At 64.8% G+C, this 19,463-nt stretch carries 15 protein-coding genes; 6 read left to right on the plus strand and 9 right to left on the minus strand.

The genetic code is table 11. The features are described from left to right. Positions 1-165 precede the first annotated feature (165 nt). Both C5B90_RS04485 and C5B90_RS04490 read left to right on the plus strand, forming a co-directional pair. Positions 166-1,620: an ATPase domain-containing protein gene (locus C5B90_RS04485; protein ID WP_199517436.1), complete on the plus strand. Its 1,455-nt coding sequence runs from the start codon at positions 166-168 to the stop codon at positions 1,618-1,620. Beyond that, positions 1,617-4,226, plus strand: a complete 2,610-nt coding sequence (locus tag C5B90_RS04490; RefSeq protein ID WP_115879424.1) for a PAS domain S-box protein — start codon at positions 1,617-1,619, stop codon at positions 4,224-4,226. Before C5B90_RS04485 ends, C5B90_RS04490 begins: the two co-directional genes overlap by 4 nt. Before the next feature lie 23 nt (positions 4,227-4,249). On the opposite strand, the gene C5B90_RS04495 is transcribed toward C5B90_RS04490, so the two are convergent. The 5 genes from C5B90_RS04495 to C5B90_RS04515 all read right to left on the minus strand — a co-directional run bounded on the left by C5B90_RS04495 (position 4,250) and on the right by C5B90_RS04515 (position 11,195). Further along, a complete protein-coding gene (locus C5B90_RS04495) occupies positions 4,250-4,639 on the minus strand; it encodes a hypothetical protein (protein ID WP_115879426.1) in 390 nt (129 codons plus the stop codon). Between the two features lie 6 nt (positions 4,640-4,645). Further along, positions 4,646-5,581 (minus strand): ABC transporter permease, encoded by a 936-nt coding sequence (locus C5B90_RS04500; protein ID WP_115879428.1) that lies wholly within the window; start codon positions 5,579-5,581, stop codon positions 4,646-4,648. Continuing rightward, a complete protein-coding gene (locus C5B90_RS04505; protein ID WP_115879430.1) occupies positions 5,578-6,597 on the minus strand; it encodes an ABC transporter permease in 1,020 nt (339 codons plus the stop codon). Before C5B90_RS04505 ends, C5B90_RS04500 begins: the two co-directional genes overlap by 4 nt. A 22-nt stretch (positions 6,598-6,619) precedes the next feature. After that, complete coding sequence (locus C5B90_RS04510; protein WP_115879432.1) at positions 6,620-8,344, minus strand: ABC transporter substrate-binding protein; 1,725 nt, start codon at positions 8,342-8,344, stop codon at positions 6,620-6,622. 148 nt (positions 8,345-8,492) lie between these two features. Beyond that, positions 8,493-11,195, minus strand: a complete 2,703-nt coding sequence (locus C5B90_RS04515) for an ABC transporter ATP-binding protein (protein WP_115879434.1) — start codon at positions 11,193-11,195, stop codon at positions 8,493-8,495. A 167-nt stretch (positions 11,196-11,362) separates the two neighbouring features. Between C5B90_RS04515 and C5B90_RS04520 the strand changes: the two genes are divergently transcribed. Next, positions 11,363-11,872, plus strand: a complete 510-nt coding sequence (locus C5B90_RS04520) for a hypothetical protein (RefSeq protein WP_115879436.1) — start codon at positions 11,363-11,365, stop codon at positions 11,870-11,872. 90 nt (positions 11,873-11,962) lie between these two features. On the opposite strand, the gene C5B90_RS04525 is transcribed toward C5B90_RS04520, so the two are convergent. The 3 genes from C5B90_RS04525 to C5B90_RS04535 form a co-directional block, all read right to left on the minus strand. Further along, positions 11,963-13,660 (minus strand): histidine kinase N-terminal 7TM domain-containing protein, encoded by a 1,698-nt coding sequence (locus tag C5B90_RS04525; RefSeq protein ID WP_233511888.1) that lies wholly within the window; start codon positions 13,658-13,660, stop codon positions 11,963-11,965. Between the two features lie 188 nt (positions 13,661-13,848). Beyond that, a complete protein-coding gene (locus C5B90_RS04530) occupies positions 13,849-15,255 on the minus strand; it encodes an FAD-binding oxidoreductase (RefSeq protein WP_115879438.1) in 1,407 nt (468 codons plus the stop codon). A 59-nt stretch (positions 15,256-15,314) separates the two neighbouring features. Then, the gene (locus tag C5B90_RS04535) at positions 15,315-15,536 is read right to left on the minus strand and encodes a hypothetical protein (protein ID WP_115879440.1); all 222 of its coding nucleotides are present in this window, start codon (positions 15,534-15,536) and stop codon (positions 15,315-15,317) included. Positions 15,537-15,876: 340 nt separating this feature from the next. On the opposite strand from C5B90_RS04535, the gene C5B90_RS04540 reads away from it, so the two are divergent. The 3 genes from C5B90_RS04540 to C5B90_RS04550 all read left to right on the plus strand — a co-directional run bounded on the left by C5B90_RS04540 (position 15,877) and on the right by C5B90_RS04550 (position 17,691). Continuing rightward, a complete protein-coding gene (locus C5B90_RS04540) occupies positions 15,877-16,182 on the plus strand; it encodes a hypothetical protein (RefSeq protein WP_148708194.1) in 306 nt (101 codons plus the stop codon). A 234-nt stretch (positions 16,183-16,416) separates the two neighbouring features. Then, positions 16,417-17,241 carry a winged helix-turn-helix domain-containing protein gene (locus C5B90_RS04545; RefSeq protein ID WP_148708195.1) on the plus strand — a complete coding sequence of 275 codons (825 nt, stop codon included), beginning with the start codon at positions 16,417-16,419 and terminating at the stop codon, positions 17,239-17,241. A 138-nt stretch (positions 17,242-17,379) separates the two neighbouring features. Then, positions 17,380-17,691 carry a YdhR family protein gene (locus tag C5B90_RS04550; protein ID WP_058568510.1) on the plus strand — a complete coding sequence of 104 codons (312 nt, stop codon included), beginning with the start codon at positions 17,380-17,382 and terminating at the stop codon, positions 17,689-17,691. A 162-nt stretch (positions 17,692-17,853) separates the two neighbouring features. On the opposite strand, the gene C5B90_RS04555 is transcribed toward C5B90_RS04550, so the two are convergent. Then, positions 17,854-19,074: a DUF6498-containing protein gene (locus C5B90_RS04555; protein WP_115879446.1), complete on the minus strand. Its 1,221-nt coding sequence runs from the start codon at positions 19,072-19,074 to the stop codon at positions 17,854-17,856. Positions 19,075-19,463: the final 389 nt, after the last annotated feature.

Genomic DNA, 19,463 nt, shown 5'->3' on the forward strand with positions numbered 1-19,463 from the left:
GTTTTCCACCGAGAGTCGCGATTATCGTCTCACAGACCGAACGCAGACACGTCGAGCGACCGCCCCGACACTCGCCCCGAGACGGTTCGCTGGGGCGTGCTGTTCTGCGGCGTGGCACGCAAAACCTGAGGTGGTTTCTTAGTGTGGCAGAGAGATGTGGGTATCATGACGGATTTCTCGCGACGGCTCTCTACGGGAATCTCCGGGCTCGACACGGTGCTGGACGGCGGGCTGGTTCCGAACCGGACGTACATGGTCCGTGGAGCGTCGGGAGTGGGAAAGACCATCGTCGGCTACCACTTCCTGTCGGCTGGAGTCGAGCGCGGCGAAGACGTGCTTTTCGTCTCCTTCGAGGAGTCGGCGGCCGACCTCAGAGCGAACGCCGAGACGCTCGGATTCGACCTGGACGCGGTGCCGATTCTCGACCTGAGCCCGTCGCCCGAGGCGTTCCTCGACGACGAGGCGTACACGATACTGCCGCCGAGCGAGGTCGAAGGGAAACCGACGACGACCGAACTGAAAGAGGCAATCGAGGAACGCGACCCCGACAGGGTGGTCATCGACCCGCTGAGCCAACTCGGCCGGCTCTCGTCGGACAAATACCAGTTTCGTCGGCTCGTCTCGTCGCTCCTGAGCTACCTCAAGCAGTCCGGGGCGACGACGATGTTCACGAGCCAGCCGTCGAGCGACGACACCGAAGAGACGCTCGCCTACCTCTGTGACGGGTCGCTGTCGCTCCTGCGGTCTGAAGAGGGGCGGTCAGTTCGCGTCGAGAAGTTCCGCGGGTCGGACTCCCAGACGGGACCGCACGCGATGCGAATCGGCGGCGGCCGCGGCATCCGCGTCTTCCCGCGGCTCGTCCCCGGGTCGCACCACCGCGAGTTCCCCATCGAACCGCTCTCGTCCGGCATCGACGACCTCGACACCCTGCTCGGCGGCGGCATCGAACGGGGGAGCATCACGCTCATCAGCGGCCCGAGCGGCGTCGGGAAATCGACCACCGGGTCCGCGTTCGCGCGGGCGACCGCCGAACGCGGCGAGCGCGCCGCGGTCTACCTCTTCGAAGAGAGCAAAGCGAGCTTCCGGCACCGCTCCGAGTCCATCGGTATTCCGATAGACGACCTCGTCGAGTCGGGGTACCTCCGAATCGACGCCGTCGAACCGCTCTCGATTTCGACCGACGAGTTCGCCCACCGAGTCCGCGCCGAGGTCGAGGCGAACGACACGGAGTTCGTGATGATAGACGGGACGGCGGGCTACCAACTCAGCCTCACCGACGAGCGAAGCGACATCCGCCGCGAACTCCACGCGCTGGCGCGGTATCTCAAGAATATGGGCGTCACCGTCGTGCTGACCGAGGAGGTACAGCAGGTCACCGGCGCGTTCAACGCCTCCGATACCCACGTGAGCTACCTCGCGGACAACATCCTGTTTATCCGGTACATCGAGGTGCGCGGCGAGATTCGCAAGGCCGTCGGCGTCCTGAAAAAGCGGTCTGGTTCCTTCGAGCCGACGCTTCGGTCGTTCGAAATCGGGAGCGACGGCATCGTCGTCGGCGAACCACTCGACGAACTCCGAGGCATTCTCACGGGGACGCCGACGTGGAACGAGGATGAGTGACCGTGAGCGAAGACGCGTCGCGGAACGACACACGTTCCGCGGGAGACGCGTCCGGGGATGAACGGATACTCCTCGCGGTCCGCAGTACTCGCGACCGCGAGCTACTGGCTGAGCTCCTCGATGCGTACGAGATCATCGTCTGGGAACGCGGCCGCGAGGGCGAACGTGAAGACGGAGACGGCGGAGATGGAAACGACATCTCGCTCCCGGAGTTCGACCTCTGTATCGTCGATATGGCGACCTATTCGACGGTCGCCGACGCGCTCGCAGAGCGCAAAGCCGACGCCGGCGACCGCTTCGTCCCGGTGTTGTTGACGGTCGCACAGGACGAACAGGCCGTCGCCGCGCGACGACTCGACGACGTTCCGGACGACGTGCTCTCAGTACCCGCGCCGAGTGCGGTCATCCGGTCGCGGGTCGACTCGCTCCTCCAGACCCGACGGCAGTCGCTCCAACTCGCGCTGTACCGTAGTGCGATGGACAGCGCGACCGTCGGCATCACCATCACCGAGGCCGACGACGACCAACCGCTCACCTACGTCAACGACGCCTTCGAGGAGATGACTGGCTACGACCGCTCGGAGGTCATCGGGCGGAACTGTCGGTTCCTGCAGGGAGACGAAACCGAATCCAAACCTGTCGAGACGCTCCACGGGGCCATCGAGGCCGGCGAGAACGCCGCCGTCAGCCTCACGAACTACCGGAAAGACGGGACGCCCTTCTGGAACGAACTGAAGATATCGCCGGTGTACGAAGACGGCGACCTCACCCACTTCGTCGGGTTCCAGACCGACGCGACCGTCCGCCACGCGCTCAAGAACCAACTCGTCCACGAGACACAGACGCTCAAACAGCTCTTCGAGACGAGCCCGGTCGGCATCGCGGTCCTCAACGACGACGGGGTTATCGTGCGCGCCAACGAGGTGGCCCAAGAAGTGCTCGGCCTGCGGCGGTCGGTCGTGCTCGGCCAGCCGTACGACGCACCCGAGTGGGACCTCGTCGACGCGCGCGGGGAGCCGCTCGACCGCGACGACCTCCCCTTCGACCGGGTGAGAGAGACCGGCGAGACTGTCACGAACTTCGAACACGGTATCGGTGTTCCCGAGGAACGGCGGTGGGTCGTCGTCAATGCCGCCCCGCTGACTGGAAGCGACGGGGAGCACGTCGGCGTGATTACCGCCATCGAGGACGTGACAGCACAGAAGCAACAGGAACGTGAGCGCGAGCGATTGCTCGACCTGTTCGACCAAAGCCAGAAAATCGCCTCAGTCGGCGCGTGGGAGGTCGACACCCAGAACGATGCGGTACTGTTTACGAGCGGGCTCGCGGAGCTTCTCGGCGTCGACTCAGGAACGGTTTTCGACCTCTCGGAGGCGTTTTCGTTCTACCACCCCGAAGACGAGCCCCTGGTCCGCGCGGCGTTCGAGCGACTCGTCGAGACCGGCGAAGAACAGTCAGTCGAATGTCGACTCGAGATGGCTGGCGGCGAGATGCGCTGGGTGAACGTTCGCGGCGTCGCGACGCAGGAGACCGACGCCCCCGTCTTCCGCGGAACCGTCCAAGACATCACCGATCGAAAGGCCCGGTCGAGAGAGCTAGAACGATACGAGCGAATCGTCGAGACGACCGGGGACCCGATTTACACGCTGGACGACAACCTCCGGTTCGTCCTCGCGAACAGCGCGACCGCCGACCTGCTGGGCCGCGACTCCGACGACCTCGTCGGCGAACACGTCTCGACGGTGTTCGGTGAGCGCCACTCGCAAGCGCTGTTAGAGTCCATCGCGTCGCTTCTCGCGGGCGACAGCGCCGAAGAGACCATCGAGACAGTCGTCGCCGACCGAAACGGTACCGAGCGGCAGTTTCAGACGACTATCGCGGCGAAGTCCTCCGAAGACGAGTTCGACGGTATCGTCTGTGTCAGCCGCGACGTGACCGACCTCCACGAACACGAGCGTCGGCTGTCCGTCCTCGACCGCGTCATCCGACACAACCTCCGGAACAAGATGAACATCGCGCAGGCGCACGCGGAAATGGTTCTCGAGGGGACCGACGACGACGGCGTGCGCGAGTCGGCGGCGGCCATCGAACGGGCGACGAGCGAACTGCTCTCGCTCGCCGAGACGGCCCGGAAGTTCAGCGCTGCGCTCGACCCCGACGTGACAGAGCGGGTGCAACCCCAGAACATCGCCGACTGCGTTCGCAACGTGGTCGAGGGGGCGCGGCTCAGCTACCCCGCGGCAACCATCTCCGTCGGCGCGCCGGAGAGCGCGTACGCGTGGGCGCACTCGACGTTCGAACTCGCGGTGAACGAACTCGTCGACAACGCCGTCGTCTACGGCGGGGACGAGGTCGAAATCGAACTCTCCGTCGCCGCCGACGCCAGCCCGGAACAGGTGGTTATCCGCGTCGCCGACAACGGGCCGGGAATCCCGCCGCTCGAACGCGAATCGCTCATGAGCGGGCGGGAGTCACCGCTCCAGCACACGAACGGGCTCGGACTCTGGTTCGTCCGCTGGACGGTGACGAACAGCAACGGCTCGATGGATATCGTGGACAACGAACCCAACGGGACGGTCATCGAGCTTCGACTGCCGAAAGCGTGAGTCCGGGGCTTCGCGCGGCCGACTCAGATGACGACCGAGACGGCCAAACCGACCGTTGTCGCCCCGAGCATCACGCCGAGGCCGAACCCGAGAATCCGGGCCATCGCCCGGCGAGCGTCTCTTTCTGTCCACCCCGTTCCGGTGTCGAGGTGCGTCTGCATCGACTCGATACCACGGCCGAGCGCGACCGCCCCGGACCAGCCGAGGAGGCCGAACCCGAACGCGAGCGAGCCGAGCGCGAACGTCGTCTCGACGCTCCCCGCGAAGTCACCGACGACCAGCGTGGCGGCCAGCCAGACGGCGGCGATGAGCGCGCCCGCGAGGGCCGCGGCGCCGACGAGGCGAAGGCGAACGGCCGCCCGTTCAAGCGCGGGGGGCGCGTCCGTGTCCCCCGGCTCCGGTGGCGCTGACACGGTCTCTCAGTCGACCGCTTCGCGCATCCGCGGGTCGAGCGCGTCGCGCATGCCGTCGCCGAGGAGGTTGAACCCCAGCACGGTGAGCGCGAGGAAGAACCCGGGGAAGAACGACCACCACCAGACGCCCGTGAGCAGGCCCTGACTCACGCCGTTCGAGAGCATGAGGCCCCACGAGGGCGTCCCGGCCGCGGCACCGAAGCCGAGGAACGACAGCGCCGCGAGGTCGATGATGGCCAGCCCGAAGTTGAGCGTGCTCTGGACCGTGATGGGCGCGAGGCAGTTCGGCAGGACGTGCCGAATCAGCACGCGCGGGTCGGCCGCGCCGAGTGCGACCGTCGCGTCGATGTACTCGTTTTCGAGCACGGTCAGCGCGGCCCCGCGGACGACGCGGGCGAACCGCGGCGTGTAGACGAGCGTCAGCGCGGCGACCGCCCGCCACAGCCCGAGGTCGTCGGGGAAGATGGCGACGAGCGCCAGCGCCAAGAGGAGCGACGGGAACGCGAGCAGCACGTCCATCGTCCGCATGATGACGTTGTCGGTCACGTCGCCGTAGTAGGCCGCGACGATGCCGAGGCCGACGCCGAGGACGGTCGAGGCGGCGACCGTGACGGTGCCGAACAGCATCGCGTACCACGCGCCGTAGGCCACCCGCGGCAGGAGACTCCGGGCCTGTCCGTCGGTGCCGAACGGGAAGTCGAGACTCGGCGCGGCGCGGTTCGGGTTCGTCCCGAGTTGCGACTGCGTGATGACCTCGAGGTCCAAGAACAGCCGCGCGTACAGCGCGATGACCACCATCGCGACGATGATGGCGATACCGGCGAGCGCGAGGCGGTTCGACAGCAGTCGGGAGACGAACGGCGACGCAGTCAGGCGGTCGATGAGCCCGCGCTGGTCGACGTCGGTCGCCGTCTCGTTCGTGGTCGTGGTTTCCGTGCTCATTGTTCGATCCGCGGGTCAAGGATGGAGTAGGTGATGTCGACGCCGAGGTTGACCAGCGTGAACAGGAACGCGAAGGTCAGGACCGTCCCCTGGACGATGGGGTAGTCGCCGACCTTGATGGCCTCGACCAAGAGCGTCCCGATGCCGCCGATAGCGAACACCGTCTCCGTGAGTACTGCGCCGCCGAGCAGGCCACCGAACTGGATGCCGATGACCGTGATGACGGGAATCATCGCGTTGCGGAAGCCGTGTTTCAGGACCGTAATCTTCGAGCCTTGGCCCTTCGCGCGGGCGGTTCGCATGTAGTCCTGCCGGATGACCTCCAGCATCGACGAGCGCATCATCCGAGAGATGAGCGCCATCGAGTAGACGCCGATGACCGACGCCGGGAGAATCATGTGGCGGACTGCGGAGACGAACATCTCCCAGTTGCCCGCGATGAGGGTGTCGACCGTGACGAGCCCCGTCACCCGGATGGCCTCGACGTTGTAGAGGACCGAGATACGACCGCTCGTCGGGAGCCACCCGAGCACCTGCGCGAACAGCAGGATGAGAAGCGGGCCGCTCCAGAAGATGGGCACGCTGATGCCGGCGAGCGCGCCGATGCGGGTCAGGTGGTCCGTGATGCTGTCCTGCTTGACGGCGCTCAGAATGCCGAGCGGAATGCCCAGCGAGATGCCGATGAGCTGGCCGTAGATGGCGAGTTCGAGCGTGACCGGCAGCTTGTTGGCGAGCACCTCGCGGACCGCGGTGTTCCGCTGGATGATAAAGGACTCGCCGAACTGGAACTGCGCAGCGTCGGCGAGGAACCGCCCGTACTGCACCCAGATGGGGTCGTTCAGGCCGAGACTCTCTTCGACCTGTCGGACGAACTCCTCGCTGGCGCGCTCGCCCGCGATGGTGAGCGCCGGGTCGCCCGGCGAGAGGTGCAGGATGGAAAAGACGAGCGACGCCACTCCCACCAACACGGGGACGAGCAACAGCAGCCGCTTGAGTACGAATCGTGTGGAAATCATGAAAGTCGGAGCGGTCAGTGCCTCAGTTCAGGCTGACCAGGTTGAGGTACGGACCGCTGATGGCAGCGATCTGGAACCCGCTGACGCGGTTGGAGACGCCGCGAAGCTCGTCCGCGTAGTCGAGGTAGACCCACGGGGCTTCGTCGTGTGCAATCTGGTTCGCCTCGTTGTACAGCGACTCGCGCTCGGCCTCGTCGTAGGTGCTCTGGCCCTGCTCGACGAGGTCCATGTACTCGCGGTTCGCCCACGCCGAGCGGTTACTGGTGTTGTAGCCTTCGGCGTCGAAGCTGACCCAGTCCTGTCCCTCCGTGAGTTCGCCTTCCTCTACCTGCGGGTGCAGGAGGACGTACATGAAGTTGTCCGGGTCGGCGTTGTCGGTGTACCAGCCGAGGAAACACGCGTCGTGGCGGCCCTGGGCAGTGTATTCGAGGAACGGCCCGAACGACTGCTGGTTGATGTCGACTTCGATGCCGACGTCGCCGAGGTTGGACGCGACGGTCTCGGCGGTCTGAATCGGCGACGGGTTGTAGCCGCGGGGGTTCTGGAACGTCGCCAGTTCGAACGAGAAGCCGTCACCGTAGCCGGCCTCTTCGAGGAGGCGCTGGGCCTCCTCGGGGTCGTACGGGTACGGGTCGATGTCGTCGTTGTGACCGAGGACGTTCGGCGGGAGCGGCTGGCTCGCCTGCGTCGCGAAGCCCGAGTAAATCTCGTTGACGATGGCTTCGGTGTTGATAGCGTGGCTGACGGCCTGCCGGACGCGGCGGTCGCGGAACTCCTCGCGGCTCGCCATGTTGAACGCCATGTAGCCGATGTTGATACCCTCGGTTCGGACGAGGTTCGCGTTGCTAGCGTTTTCGATCTGGACGGACGACTGCGCGCCGAGTCCGTCGATGATGTCGAGTTCGCCCGATGCGAGCGACTGGGCGCGCGTCGAGTTCTGTCCGATAGTGACGAAGACGACCTCGTCCACGTTCGGCCCCTCGCCCCAGTACTCGGAGTTGGCTTCGAGGCGGATGAGCTCGTTCGCGTCGTCGAGGTTGCTCAGCTGGAACGGACCCGTGCCGACGGGGTTCGAACTGAGTTCCGTGCCGTATTCCTCGATGGCGGCGAGCGAGTGCACCGACGCCGCGAACATCGCCAGGTTACGCAGGAACGGCGCGTACGACTGGGTCAGCTGAATCGTCATCGAGTAGTCGCCGTCGACCTGAATCTCGTCGATCCACGAGCCGAGGGTGAACGGCCCGTACGCCGAGACGTAGTCGTCGCCGGCGTAGTACTCGTAGTCGCTGTCGACGAAGCGGCGATACGTCGCCACGAAGTCCTCCGCCGTGAACTCCTCGCCGTTGTGGAACATCACGCCCTCGCGGAGCGTGATGGAGGCCGACTGGCCCTCCAGGGAGTACTCGGTGGCGAGTCCCTGCGTCAGCGTCGACTGGCCCGGCTCGAAGTTGATGAGCGTGTCGTAGAGCTGTTCGGTCACCTTCGCGACCTCGCCGCTCGTGCTGTTCTGGAAGTCGAGCGTCGGCGAGTGACTGCCGCGACCGTAGCGGAGGGTCGACGTCGACCCGTCGTCTTCGGTCTCCGTCTGGGTCTGGTCCGTCTCGCCGTCGCCGGTCGTCTCGCCGGAGTCGGTCGTGGTTTCCTCGCCACCGCCGCCGGAACAACCTGCGAGTCCGGCCGTCGCCGCAGCGGTCCCTGCAGCCGTCAGGAACCGACGACGCGAAAGTCCATTGCCATCTTGTGACATACGTGTACCTATCAATGGCCCCCTATAAAAATAACGAAGCGATGAGAACAGGAACGAGAGACACCGCCGACCTGTTCCGGTAAAAATACGGGACAATCAAAAAACGTCGGACCGGTGACGAGAGGCCGTATAGCCCCCGACACGCCGTCTATTCGTCTACGAGGTGACACGCCGCGGGGTGCGTCTGCTCGCCCAGTTTGGGGGCGTCGCGCTCGCAGACGCTCTCGAATCGCTCGCGGAGTATCTCGCTCGCTTCGTCCCAGTCGTCGGCGACGACGCGTTCGAGCGCGCGGTCGACGACGCCCCGGAGTTCGGGCGACAGCGTGTGCGACAGGTGCGACTCGCGGAGCTCGTCCACGACGGCGTTCGCGTCGGCGGTGCCGCCATCGGCGCTCACCGTGGCTTCGGCGCTCGGGTCGCCCGCGTCCAGCGCCGCGTCGCGGGCGGTCTCGACGTCCAGCGACTCGCGCTCGACGCGCTGGCGGAGGTCCATCACCTCGCGGTAGGCCGCCTGCTCGATGTCGAGGTCGTCCGGGGGGATGACCTGCGGACACCGCGTCCGGAAGTGACAGCCCGACGGCGGGTTGATGGGGCTCGGCACGTCGCCTTCGAGGATGATGCGGTCGTCGGTCTCGGCGGCCGGGTCGGGCTCCGGAATCGCCGACAGCAACGCCTGCGTGTAGGGGTGTCGCGGGTCGTCGAACAGTTCGTCCGTTTCGGCGACCTCGACGATTTCGCCGAGATACATCACGGCCACGCGGTCCGAAATGTGGCGAACCACGGAGAGGTCGTGGGCGATAAACAGGTACGTCAGCCCGAAGCGCTCCTGGAGGTCTTCGAGCAGGTTGAGAATCTGCGCCTGCACGGACACGTCGAGCGCCGAGACGGGTTCGTCGGCGACGATGAAGTCCGGGTCGACCGCGAGCGCCCGGGCGATGCCGACGCGCTGGCGCTGGCCGCCCGAGAGTTCGTGCGGGTAGCGGTCGTACTGGCCGACTTCGAGGCCGACCGCGTCGAGCAGTTGGTGGACCCGGCGACGCCGGCGCTCGCTGGTGGAGTCGCCCGGCGTGACGCGGACGGTGACGCCCGAGACGACATCGCCCTCGCGCTCGACTTCGACCTCGGCGCGGAGCCGCTCTTCGACGGCCACGTCGACCTCGCCGTCGGCGACCGTGACGGTCACGGTGGCGGTGGCGACGCCGTTCGAGGAGCCGACGATGGCGTCGATTTCGTCGCTCGCGGTGACCGAGACGCGCTCGGCGTCGATGCCGGTCACGGTGACGTCGGCCTCGCCGCGCACGTCTGGGTCGGATTCGGGGAGGTCGTGGACGTCGAGCGGCTCGCGGATGGTCTGGCCGACGGTCATCCGCGGGTCGAGCGACGACAGCGGGTCCTGGAAAATCATCTGCATGTCGCGGCGCATCGCGCGGAGTTCGTCGCTGTCGAGCCCCGAGAGGTCCGTCCCCGAGAAGACGACGCGCCCGCCGGTCGGCGGCGTCAGATGCAGGAGGCTCCGCCCGGCCGTGGACTTCCCACAGCCCGACTCGCCGACCAAGCCGAGCGTCTCGCCCTCGTAGACGGTGAAGTCGATGCCGTCGACCGCCTTCACGCTCCGGTCGTCCGCCCCGAGGAAGCGGTCGAGGATGCCGTCGGCCTGTTCGTAGTATTTCTGCATGCCGTCGACTTCGAGCAGCGGCGTGTCGGAGGGCTCGGTGCCCGTCGAGGCCTCGATGGCGTCCCCGCCGTACTCGTCGGTGTCGAAGTCGTCGAGGACGCACTTCGAGCGGTGGTCCACCTCGTCGCCGCCGTGTTGCTTGTACGGTATCTCGCCCGAGGAACACTCCGGCTGGGCCCACGGACACCGGGGCGCGAAATGGCACCCTGCGGGCATGTCGATGAGGTCCGGCACGTTGCCCTCGATGGGCGTCAGGCGCTCTTTTTCCTCGCTCGGGAGCGATTCGAGGAGCGTGTACGTGTAGGGGTGCGAGGGGTTGTGGAAGATTTCCTCGACCGGCCCCTCCTCGACGATTTCGCCGGCGTACATGACCGCGACCCGGTCGCACGTCTCCGCGACGACGCCGAGGTCGTGGGTAATCATGAGCACCGACATGCCGAGGTCCTCTTGGAGGTCGTCGATGAGGTCGAGAATCTGCGCCTGAATGGTCACGTCGAGCGCGGTGGTCGGCTCGTCGGCGACGAGCACGCGCGGCTGGCAGGCGAGCGCGATGGCGATAAGGACGCGCTGGCGCATCCCGCCGGAGAACTCGTGGGGGTACTCGTCGACCCGCGCGCCGGGTTCGGGGATGCCGACCGATTCGAGCACCTCGATGGTCCGCTCGACGATTTCGTCGTCGATGTCGCGGCTGATGCGGGGGAGCAGTTCGCGGACCGCGTTGAACCACGAGTCCTTGCGGCGGCCGCCGTACTGGTGGAGCCGAAGGCTCTCTGCGACCTGCTCGCCGACCGTCAGCGAGGGGTTCAGCGAGGTCATCGGGTCCTGGAAAATCATCCCGAGTTCGCGCCCGCGGACGGCCCGCAGCGCCTCCTCGGGGGCGTCGACGAGATTGACCACGTCGCCGTCGACGAAGGCGGGGTTGTTGTACTCCTCGCGGAACTCGTCTGCGAGCCGGGCGCTTTCGAGTTCGACCGACCCGGAGACGATTTCGCCGGGGTCGTCGACGAGTCCCATCGCCGACAACGCCGTCACACTCTTTCCGGACCCGGACTCACCGACCAGCCCGACCGTCTCGCCCTCGCCGACCGTGAGGTCGAGGCCGTCGACGGCCTTGACTTGACCCCGGCCGGTCGAGAACTGGGTGCGGAGGTCCGAAAGAGAGAGTAGATTCCTCATTGAATGGGAATGACCTGCATGGCGTGAAATACCTTTTCAATTTTTGCCAATTGATAGATGGCGGTCATAATGCTGACTCGCCTGCGGTCGCCCGCGTGACGCGCGAAAGCGGGCGACGGCGGCGGGAGAAGCCAAAGTTTAGGTAGCGGACTCCGACACCATGCCGCATGGAAGAACATCCGCTCTCGGACGAGTCGGGCACGTGGGAGACCGTGGTCGAAGAGTGCGAGGCGCTCGCTGACGACTATCGGGAGCGAGACTGGACGGTCGTCGTCGCCCTGCCGGGTGACGTGGTTCCCGTCCCCGGGACGGGCGACGAAGTGGTCGAACACGTGGGCCTCGACGTGGTCGTCGGCGACGACGTCTATCCCGACCTCGAAGCCGCCGTCGAGGGCGCGACGTTCGACGAGTACGAGGCGTTCCGCGCGGTCACCGGCGGCCTCGTCTACCTCGCGCTCGTCGTCCGCGCCACCGACGACGAAGTCGCCGTCTGCCTCCCGCTGTACTACCGCCTCGCGGAGTCCGAACGCATGTTCTCGCTCCTCGACGCCGGCGAGACGATGCGGACGAAGGTCCACCCGCTGAACCCCGACAAGGGCGTCGAGTTCGTCCACGAGGACCCCGACCCGCTGCTCCCGCCGGACTGGGACGTCGACCTCTCTGACGAGTTCGCGTAATCGTCGCGTCGCCGACTACCGAACACCGCTGGATGCAGACTGAACTGAACTGTACCGAGTCTCGAACAGGACCCGACGCCGCCCCCACCGTCAGTCGTGTCCCGATGCGATGACGAACTCGAACCGCGCGCCACCCGCGTCGCTCTCGGTGACGAGCGTCTCCCATCCGTGTGCACTCGCAACCTCAGCGACGATTGCCAGTCCTAACCCAGTTCCCTCTCGGTTTGTCGAGTACCCGTTCTCGAAGACCTGTTCTCGCTGTTCGACGGGTATCCCGCGGCCAGTATCGGCGACGTAAAAACCACGGTGGTCCGGGAGGTCGCCGACGGTAATCTGGACGCCCGTTCCCCCGTGTTCGACAGCATTGCGAAACACGTTCTCGAGGAGTTCCAGGAATCGGCTTCGGTCGACGTCGAGTCGTTGGTCGGTGTTCACGACGAGCGTCGAGTGTGCCGCATCGATACTGCTCCACGCGTCGAACGCGAGCGTCGCTAACTCGAACGACTCGGTCTCGTCAATCTCTCTGCCGGCCCGAGCGAGCAACAACAGTTCCTCGATAAGCGCCTCCATCCGGTCGTGGGCGCGAGCCACAGTCGCGAGCGAGTCAGTATCGCGGGCGTCTCGCTCGACGGCGAGCCACCCCTGTGCGACGTTGAGTGGGTTTCGGAGGTCGTGGCTGACGACCGACGCAAACTGCTTTAACCGCTGATTCTGTGCCTCGATGTCGTGTTCCCGTCGTTTCCGGTCGGTGACGTCACGGAAGACGAAGAGGTGCCCAATCTGCTGTTCGGCGGCGTTTTCAATACTGGTCGGCGGCGCCCCACGCGGGAGGATTTGAGACACGTCGAGTTCGTAGTAGCGCAGTTGACCGTCGATGTCCGCGGCAATCTCGACCGGAGCCCTCGTCTCGTAGAGATCTGGCAGCGACAGGGCGGGATACGACGAAAAGACCGTCTCGACGGTCGACCCGATGGCATCGCAGGGGATGTCGAAGAGGAGCTTTGCTTGCCGATTGAAATCGACGACCCGAGCGTCCATATCGATTGCGAGGACCGCGTCGTTCATGTTCTCGAGCAGCGTCTCGCGGGCGATCGGAACGAAGTCGAGAAAGTCGGCCTCGAAGAGTGCCCAGAGGCTGAGTCCCGCGCCGACGGCGATACCGGTGACGCCGAAATCGAATCCGGGAATCGTGACGACGTCGAATAACTCTAGCAGCGCCGTTCCGACCGGCAGGACCCCGGCAAGAAAGAGGACGCGCGACTGGGTTTTGACGACCCGCCGTCGAGTCGCAGCCTGCCGGTACGCGAAGTGCAGGCCGACGACGACCAGGCCGAGCTTCCAGGCCGCATGAACGTACAGCAGCAGCCCCGGTGTCGGCTCGAGTAAGCCGAGCGCAGAGACGCTCGACTCGGCGCTGATGTACCACTGGTGGAGCGGGTTCGTCACGATACTTACCCACTCGAACAACACCAGTCCGAAGACGACCGCTCGGACGCGAGTCGTCTTCCACCACGTGTGGCCCGTGTACTCGACGACGGCGTAGAACCACGCGACCGTTGCGAGCGCGGCGACGCCGTAGACGACGAACTGCGCGGCCCACGTGATGTTCGGGGCCGCGACAAACGACGCCGTCGCGGTTGCGAACGCCCAGATAGCCGCAGTCACGCCCATCATGAAAAGCGGCGTTCCGGCGGGTCGGTCCCGGTACTGCCACGAAAGTCCCGCGACGACGAGACACAGACAGCCGATACATGCCTCTAGCAGAGAGGCGGTACTCGGCGAAATCATCGTGAGAGACCCATTGCGGCGAACGTATCTGCAGCTTCGATTCGATTCGATTCGATTATCGGCGGCTTCCGTGCGACGCTCCCACAGGGAGCGTCTCCGTCGTATCGTCAGGAAAGCGTACGTTCCCAATCGTCTTGAATTATCCGTTGCGTGATACCTGTCTCTCGCGCCGTTGGAATCGGTCGCCGTCAGGCCTGTGGCGCGATATTCTGATTCACCCGGAACAGGTTCTCCGGGTCGTACCGGCGTTTCAGTTCGACCAACCGGTCGTAGTTGTCTCCGAAGGCGGCGCGAACGCGCTCGTTCTCCTCGCGACTGAGGAAGTTCACGTAGACGCCATCGGAGAGATGGGGGGCCATCGCCGCGAAGAACGCCCGCGTCCACGCGATGTGTTCGTCGTCCTCGGCAGCGTCCGCCCACCGCGTGAAGATGTTGAACGAGTAGCCCGCGTCACGGTGGGGGTACGCGGACGCGTCCGCGTCGAGGCGTGAAATCGCGCCCCCCAAGTGTTCGATGACGATGGACGTGTACGGCGATGTCACCGCGTTCGCGTACTCGATGAGCGTCTCGATGGCCTCGTCGGAGAGTCCGGCTTCGCCGACGAACTGAGACTTCCAGTAGTTCCGGTAGCCCGGCGGGTACACGTCGTCGAAGAGTCCCTGAAACGCCGTGTATCGGCGCGGCTCGACGAGGTCGACAAGCGGCTCTCGAAACTCCCGGAGCGGCCGAATCGCCCGTTCGCCGTCCTCGATGGGGCCCGCATAGCACAGGTAGGCGGTGACGATTCGCTCGCCACGGATGTCCGCCGGGACGAACGACGCGGACGGCGCGGTCCTGACCGAGGCGTAACAGCAGAGTTCCTCGGGGGCCGAGGCCGTGAACTCCCGATGGAATCGCAAGAGGTCGCCGGCGGCTTCGAACGGATAGACCAGCACCCCCGCGAGGACCATCGGCCCGACCTCGTGAAGGGCGAACTCGAAGGCGGTCACGACCCCGAAGTTGCCGCCGCCACCACGGAGTCCCCAGAAGAGGTCCGCGTGTTCGTCGTCGCTCGCGTGACGGACCTCGCCGTCGGCCGTGACGACTTCGACCGCCCGGAGGTTATCGATGGCGAGTCCGTACGAACGGCTGAGCCATCCCCACCCGCCACCGAGGGTCAGCCCGGCGACCCCCGTGGTCGAGACGATGCCACTCGGCGTGGCGAGGCCGTGGGCCTGAGCCGCGCGGTCGAACTCCCCGACGGTGACGCCGGGTTCGACTCGGGCAGTCTTGGTCTCCACATCCACCTCGACCGCCGTCAGCAACGAGCAGTCGAGCAGCAGTCCGCCGTCACAGACGCCGTTCCCGGCGACATTGTGGCCGCCGCTCTGGACCGCAATTGCTAGGTCGCGCCGGCGAGCGAACTCGACGGCAACGACGACGTCGTTCGTGTTCACCGGCCGGACGACGACCGCGGGGTGCCGGTTGACCATCGCGTTCCAGACCGTGCGCGACTCTCGGTAGCCGCCGTCTGCTGGACCGAGTGCATCGCCGTGGAGACGAGCGTCGAGGTCGCGGATGGCGGCGGCGTCCACCGCTGGGTGAGGTCGGTCCATACCGTGTGTTCAGACGTTGTCAGTCCGAATATGCGTTCCTCAGCAAAACAGGAGTTGGTTCAAGACGTGCTGACGAGTGGCGAGGTCCGCGTCGCCTGCTCGCCGTCAGCCTCGGTCAGTTCTGATTCGATGGCGCGTCTCTCTCGGAGGAGCGCGTTCAGTTCGGACGGGCTGAACGTGAGCGCCTCGCAGACGATACACGCCTTGGGGGCCGTCGGCGACGCGGTCGCGTGGACGACACCACAGTGCTGGCACACGTGCAGGTAGTTTTTGTCACCCATAACAGGTCTACAGACGCGCGCAACCCACGTGATGATGCTTCCTGCGGAAACGACAGCTAGTGTGTAGTGTTCACCTAGTGAGGACGAACCACCGACAGTTCGACGACGATGAGAACCACGAACTCGGCTCTGTTGAAACGCTCTAAACCTGACAGAAACTGCGTGCAACACTCAGAGGGTGCATGCAGCATGATGTCCGAAGCCGAGGGAATTCCACGGTACACAGTTAACGGGGCCTCGGTCCGTGCCGGATACATACTAGTTAATAATCTCACACAGTGGTTGTAGTGGAGAGATGAAGAGATACAGTCGGTTCGTCTTAACGATTATCGTAGTTTGTGTGGTACTCCTCGCCAGTACCGCTGCCCCGGTAAGCGCAACGCCACCCGGCACCACCGAAGCGGACGGTGAGACCAAGACGGTCATCGCAACGCCCGGTCAATCAGGCGACCGGGGTAGTGAACGCTCGACGGACGTGACTGGAGAAATTATCCTCGGAGAAGATCGTGACATGGTCATGCCGGAAGTCAGCGTGACGATCACGATCACCACGCAACTTCCAGGGACCGTCTCGGATAGCGCACGCAGCTCCATCGACATCAACACGCCCAAAGGAGAGATCTCAGTCGTTAAAACGAAGAGATGATCTAAATTCGAGGATGACGCGGTCACAGTGTGCTCGGTTCTCGTGGCGGTGAACACCACGCTCATCACTGCGTGTTTCTCGATGGAAGATTCGCGCCTGTATTCAGCACGCACACCGAGTCCTAGTATCGACTGAGATTTTCACCAGAACCACGAACACCAACATTCGAAGGAGTTCACGACTGTACGCTCGACCAAAGAGAACAGCTATGGCCGAAGCGTGCCACTATGTACCATGGGTGGAGCACTCGACGACATCAGGTATCTCGCTGACTCGCAGCACCGCCCGGTAGTGATTCGGATGCTTGACGATAGCCGGTGCTCCAGAGCGGAGTTGCGGGAGGCGACCGGCGCTTCGTCGGCCACCATCGGGCGAATCGTACAGGCGTTCGAGGTTCGCGGCTGGCTCGTACGGGACGGCACCCACTACTCGCTGACAGCGCTCGGCAGGTTCGTCGCATCGTCGTTCTCGCGATTCTATGGCGACATGGCGGTCGCACACGAACTGAACGAACTCCTCCCGTACGTGCCGCTCGACGAGATCGGTATCGGCGTCGAGCAACTGGCCGACGCGACCGTCACCCGCGCAACACAGTACAATCCGTTCGCCGTGGTCTCTCGCGTCCGCGAACTCGAACGAGTTTCCGAGGACGCGCGCAGTCTCACCGACTTCTTTCCCGACCCGTGTATCGAGGGCAGACACAAATCCATCGTCCACGGCACGCAGACGTTCGAAGCGGTGTTCGCCCCGGTCGTCTTCGAGTCCGCGCTGGCCTCGGACTTCGCGGACGAGTTCGAGGCAATCGTCGCCTCGGACCGCACAGACATCTACGTGTACGAGGGAGCGATTTCACATCCCGTGATGGTCCACGACGGGGTCGGGTGTCTCGTCGTGCGGAACGACGTCGATGTCTCGATTGGCATGATCGAATCGGACGACGACGTGTTCCTCGAGTGGGTGACCGACGTGTTCGAGAGCTATCGGGCCGACGCGACCCTGTTGACCGCTGAATACCTCACGGCACCGCTAGAAGACGTGCTCGCCCAGGTCTGCGGCTGAGCGCACCGACCGCTCGCGACCAGCGGTCTCGATTGTCCCGCAGCGAAACGCGAGTCGCAGTCGAGGATTTCACCTAGTGAGTACCGCTCAGCAGGAATCATGACAACTGTTCGCACCGAATAGACCGGTCGAAGCACCATGGAAATCGTCTTCGCCACGTTCGAATCCGAACTCGACCACGACGCAATCGAGGAGACCATGCGCCAGCGGGCACAAAAGTTCCGGGAGGTGCCCGGACTCGTACAGAAGTACTTCGTGCACGACCGAGAGAACGACCGGTACGGCGCGTGTTTCATCTTCGATTCGGCGCAGTCCCGCGACGCGTATTTCGAATCGGACCTCAGCGCCGGCGTCGGAGCGGCCTACGCGGTGACGGGCGAGCCAGCGGTCACGAAAGCCCACCTCCTGTTCCCACTCCGCGAGGCCGACGGACTGCCAGACCCCGCGTGACTCGACTACGAGAGGCGACTCAACACAGAACGTGGCGTTGCGAGTCCACCCCGCCCGCCGAACTCGAATCCACCGTGGCCGCCGTCGGTTCCAAGGGCTCTCGTGTACTCGCGAATCGGAGTTCTCGGTGCGCGTTGTCGCGTCGAAGCCGTCCGAATCGGCCTACGGCTTCCACGTCGCTCGTGAACCCGGCGCGTCAGCGGTGTCAAGACAGCGGAGTGTCCGAGCCTGACCGTCGCCGCGCTGTGTTAGTGAAACCGAGGAGACGCCCAACAAGCGTTCGACCAGTCGGGACCGTTCCGTCACATCCGTGATCAGTCTGCGTTCGACACACCACTGCGGCCTGTCTAAGAGGCAGTCGTAACAGACGACGTGATTCTCGGACACCCGATACTCCAGGTGCCCCCAGCGAAGGTCCCGCTCCACGAGTGTGTGTGCGACGATGCCCATCACGACCGCGCTCGCACCGACGACTGCCCACGTCGCCCCGGCGACGACGTACCCGAGGAAGGCCGCGATGGCTGCCGCAGCGAAGCGTCGAGGGTTCAGCATTCCAAGGACCCCATCGAGAACCGCGCTAGCCCACACCGCACCGCGGTTCGTGTGGAACACATCGCTCGGGTCGCTCGCTGGGATGGTGAGTGGGTCCTGAACATCGTCGTCCGCGGTCTCGAACGCAGCCTCACTCGGATCACGCGGGTCGAATCGGTCGCGGGGCCCGACCACGCTGTACACGTCGAACCCGACGCGAGCGAGGTAGACGAACACGAAGAGCACCCCCGTGTGCTCGGTCGCTGACGGGACGAGTGCGACACCCCAGACGACGAGTCCCGCGAGGACGACGACACCGAGAGTGGTTCGCGGGGTGAGGAGCGACTGGGGGACGAGTTCGCGGTAGTCGCGCGAGCGGAGATGGTCCGCGAGTGTCGTTCCCTCACGGACAAGCGTCGTCGCGCCCGCCACGAGGAGGCTCTCGACGAATATGCCACTCCCGAGGGTCGCGAACCAGAGTCCACCACCGCTGACGAGCGAGAGGCCGACGACCACCCGCCCGAGTCCGAACACACGCGGAAACGACCGCGGATAGAGCGGTGGGAGTGACGCGTGGAGTTGGACACTTCCACGCTTTTCTCGGAGCGAGCGGAACGGCGACCGCCACCCCCACCGCGAATCGACTGCTGCCCAGTCCGCTGCGGCACCGCGCTGGCCCGCGAAGGTTGCCTCCAGCAGTTGCCGGAGCGCTCCACCGGTCATCTCCACCCAGTAGACGACGAGGAGGGTGACGAGACGCCAGTCGAACAGGAGCATTCCGACGAGCGGAAGCGCGTTGGCCACCACCAGTCCGACCACCGTGCGTCGCCCCGTCCGGCGTCTATGCTCCATCGTTCCCGAAAAATTGTCAGCGGTTGATTAATTCATTATGGGATATGTCTCGGGTCGTCGAACGGGCCACCCGTTCCGAGATGGGTTATTCAAGCTGTTCGCAACGCACCGAAGTGAGTGCAGTTGAACGGTGTTCTGGACAACTGCAACCGCAGCGAAATACACGTTGTCGACTCAGTTGAAATGTATATATGTAAATTGACAGAAGGCGCGTGACATATACAGAGTGTGAATTTATCAATTGAGTGCCCTATTACTTGGTATGCCCTCCCCATTTCCCACATCACCCGGTGGACTTGGAATCGCTGCATCGGTCGTATTCTGGCTGTTAATCGGATTAGCGATAGTTCTCGTAGCGAGGATACTGATACAGAAGGTGCGATAGATAC

It is taken from the genome of Haloferax sp. Atlit-12N, from assembly GCF_003383095.1.
Lineage (GTDB): Archaea > Halobacteriota > Halobacteria > Halobacteriales > Haloferacaceae > Haloferax.